The 2,880-nt window shown below is 31.0% G+C and carries 2 protein-coding genes; one reads left to right on the forward strand and one right to left on the reverse strand.

Features of this window, described 5'->3' with window-relative positions:
* Positions 1-298: 298 nt before the first annotated feature.
* Positions 299-2,074 (reverse strand): ribosome biogenesis/translation initiation ATPase RLI, encoded by a 1,776-nt coding sequence (locus Q0138_RS08250; protein WP_297983243.1) that lies wholly within the window; start codon positions 2,072-2,074, stop codon positions 299-301.
* 350 nt (positions 2,075-2,424) lie between these two features.
* On the opposite strand from Q0138_RS08250, the gene pth2 reads away from it, so the two are divergent.
* Positions 2,425-2,763 (forward strand): aminoacyl-tRNA hydrolase, encoded by a 339-nt coding sequence (gene pth2 / locus Q0138_RS08255; RefSeq protein WP_297983245.1) that lies wholly within the window; start codon positions 2,425-2,427, stop codon positions 2,761-2,763.
* The last annotated feature ends 117 nt before the right edge of the window (positions 2,764-2,880 follow it).

Genomic DNA, 2,880 nt, shown 5'->3' on the forward strand with positions numbered 1-2,880 from the left:
AGTATTTTTTAATCATTTAATTATTTTTTATTTATTTTTACTAATTTATTATTTTAATTTAATTTTAATTTAATTTTAATTATTTTTATTAGTTTTAATTATTTTTGGATTTTAATTTAATTTTAATTTAATTTTAATTATTTTTTATTAGTTTTAATTATTTTTTTATTAATTTTAATTTTTTTATGGATTTTAATTTAATTTACTTATTTTTAAATTTAGTTTGTAAAGTATAAAACTATTTGCTGATTTAAAAAAATTTTAGTCAAGTTTTTTTTAAAAACCTGACCAAATAATATTAATCTTTTAAGTAATAATATTCTCCTTGTTCTTTTTGCTCTCTGTCAAGATAACTGTCGTATTTATTTACTCTTGGACGTTTAGTTTCCTTATCTCTTCTAAATGTAATGTCCAAGTCTCCCAAGAACTGATTCATTGAAGTTCTTAAGTCAGTTGGTTTGGAAGCCTTACCATTTAATCCTGGCTCTCCATTAAATACCATTGCTCTGTCTGATATATAATCAATAAATACGATATCGTGATCTACAATCAGGGAAGCCGCATTTCTACTTTCAACTATTTTCCTAATGACTCTTGCTGCAACCAATCTTTGTTCAACATCTAAAAATGCAGTTGGTTCGTCGAAAAGATAGATTTCAGCGTCCTGTGACAATGTTGTAGCTATTGCAAGACGCTGGAGTTCTCCCCCACTTAGGTTTTTAACTTTCTTGTCAAGCAAGTCATTAAGTGTTAAGGGATTTCCAATTTCACTGTTGAAGATATTTGTTCCATAGGTAGGTGCATTTGCAAATAAAAATTCCTGGGCGGTTCCATCAAAGTCTGAAACGATATATTGTGGTTTATATGCAATTTCAACACTTTCCAATATGTCTCCTTCAGTTGCCTTTTCAACTCCTGCTAATATTTTTGCAAATGTGGTCTTTCCGATACCATTTGAACCGAATGCAGTGACTATCTCGTCATGGTAGATTTTTCCAGCTTCTGCCTCAAGTGTAAATCCTTCGTATTCCTTTCTGATATCGCTGTATTCACTTAAAACCTCTCCATCATCTTCAGGAGTTGGTGGGCGGATGCTGAATTCAATAGGCTGTTTTCTGATTCTTACGTTTTCTTCCTGTAGGAATCCATTGATATATGCATTGATTCCTACTCTAACGCCCTTGTTGCCGCTTACTACACCATATCCTCCAGGTTCTCCATAAAGAAGGTGCACATTGTCACTCATAGCATCCAATGTAGCCAAGTCGTGTTCAATTACAAGTACGGATTTTCCATCCTCTGCAATTGACCTTATTACTTTAACTGCATTTAATCTTTGTCTTACATCCAACCATGATGTAGGTTCATCGAAGTAGTAGAAATCACCTTCACGAAGAACTGTTGCAGCTATTGCAACCCTTTGAAGTTCCCCTCCACTGAGGTTTTTCATATCCCTGTCAAGAACATTCCTTAAGTCAAGGTCATCTACAATCTCATCCAGTTTGTTGCGTTCATCAACATTGGAAAGGAGGTTTCTGACATTTCCCTTTACAACCTTAGGAAGTTGATCCACCATTTGTGGCTTGTGGATTGTCTTTATTTCTCCTGCCTTCAATGATTTAAAGTAATTTTGAAGAGCTGAACCTTTGTAATAGTCAATGACCTTGTCCCAGTTTGCCTCCTCTTCGTAGTTTCCAAGGTTAGGAACTAATTCTCCAGACAATATTCTCATGATTGTTGATTTGCCGATACCGTTTTGACCAAGCAGCCCTATAACTGTTCCGGCGTTAAGGCTTGGCAATCCAAAGAGTTCAAAGCTGTTTTGACCATATCTGTGAATTGGTTCATCAAGTGCTTCAGGTAAGTTAATAACGCTAATTGCTCCAAAAGGACATCTGTTTGTACAAATACCGCATCCGGAACATAATTCTTCAGAAATGATTGGCTTTTTAGTTTGTTCATCCATCACTATTGTATCTTCGTCCATTCTCACTCCCGGACAATAGTGCATACAAACAACATTGCATTTCTTAGGTTGGCATTTGTCTCTGTCTAATATTGAAATTCTGCTCATTTTATCTCCAAATCCTCTAAAATAATAATAAAATTGTAAATTTTTAAGTTTAATATGTTTTTATAATAATTTATAATATTTATATTATGTTTTTAATAGTTTATAATGATTATGCGAATATTCATTTCATTGGTTTTTTATACTTTTAATTAATATTTTTTTAAATTAATGTCTATTTTAAATTTTGCTCTATTTGATGAAAATCACACTAAATAACAAAAACTGCAAGAGTCACTTTATTCTTATTCTCTAATGATTTAGGTTAATTTTAAATAATTTTGAATTTAATATATAAATAGTATAATAAACTTAAAAACATTTCAATATTTAATTTAATCTTTGTGATTTAAATGAAACAGGTAATGATTGTAAGAGCGGATTTAAAGATGGGAAAAGGTAAAATTGCAGCCCAATGCTGTCATGCTGCAATTGGCGCTTATAAAAATGCCGATAAGGAAAAGGTCCGTAAATGGGAAAATGGGGCTTATGCAAAGGTAGTTTTAAAAGTCCATTCCTTAGAGGATTTACTTAAATTCCGTGATCTTGCAAGGGAAAAGGGCATTAATTATTATTTGGTTACAGATGCTGGTAGAACACAGCTTCCAGAATCCACCATAACTGTTTTAGGTTTAGGTCCTGATGAAGATGAAGTTTTAGACGAATTAACTGGTGATTTGAAGTTATTATAATTTAATAATCTCTTAAATCTTATTTTTTTATTTTATTTTATTCATTATCTTCTTTTTCATTATTTATTTTATTTTATTTTATTTTATTTTATTTTATTTTATTTTATTTTATTTTAT

The organism is uncultured Methanobrevibacter sp., assembly GCF_937906425.1.
Taxonomy (GTDB): domain Archaea; phylum Methanobacteriota; class Methanobacteria; order Methanobacteriales; family Methanobacteriaceae; genus Methanobrevibacter.